The sequence below is a fragment of the Solibaculum intestinale genome, from assembly GCF_040096205.1.
GTDB lineage: Bacteria > Bacillota > Clostridia > Oscillospirales > Acutalibacteraceae > Solibaculum_A > Solibaculum_A intestinale.
On record NZ_JBBMFD010000067.1, the window covers coordinates 1 to 677 of the forward strand.

Consider the following 677-nt stretch of genomic DNA (forward strand, 5'->3'; position numbering starts at 1 on the left):
GGCAAGACCATCCTGGGGCTTGGCGACTCCATCACCCAGGCGGACGGGTGCGAAGCCGGGTGGATCATGCGCACCGCCAACAACCTGGGTATGGTGGGGGTCAATGAGGGGATCAACGGGAGCACCATCGCCGTCAAGGAGTCCAGCCCCACCGACCGGGACCCCATGGTCACCCGGTATCCGGACATGCCGGATGCGGACGTGGTGGTGGTCCTGGGCGGCTCCAACGACTGGTTTTATGCCTGGACGCCCATCGGGGAGTTTGCCGACCGGACCAATTACACCTTTTATGGGGCCCTGCACAATCTAATTTTGGGCCTAATGCAAAAGTACGCGGATTCGTTGATCGTGTTCGCCACGCCCATTAAGCGAGGCAATGCGGCGGATCTGACCAATTCCAACGGCAAAACCCTGGACGATTACTGCGACATCATCCGGGAGGTATGCGCGTATTACGGCGTTGCCGTGCTGGACTGCAACCGGGATGTGCAGCTGGCTCCTTTTATCCCCTGGCAAAATAACAAGTATTTCCTTACGGTAAGCGGCCAGGAGGAGGCCGATTATACCCACCCCAACGATTTGGGCCACACAAAAATCGCTGCCTACATCACCGGGCAAATCAAGGCGCTGGTCCCCTGATCCACCTATCTCATACGGCAAGGCGTGTCCTTCGGGGC

At 58.8% G+C, this 677-nt stretch carries 1 protein-coding gene; it reads left to right on the forward strand.

Translation table 11 applies throughout. From position 1 onward, the window contains the following. Positions 1-639 (forward strand): SGNH/GDSL hydrolase family protein (locus WMO26_RS13555; RefSeq protein ID WP_349221152.1); only part of this gene is annotated, 639 nt, incomplete at its 5' end. Positions 640-677: the final 38 nt, after the last annotated feature.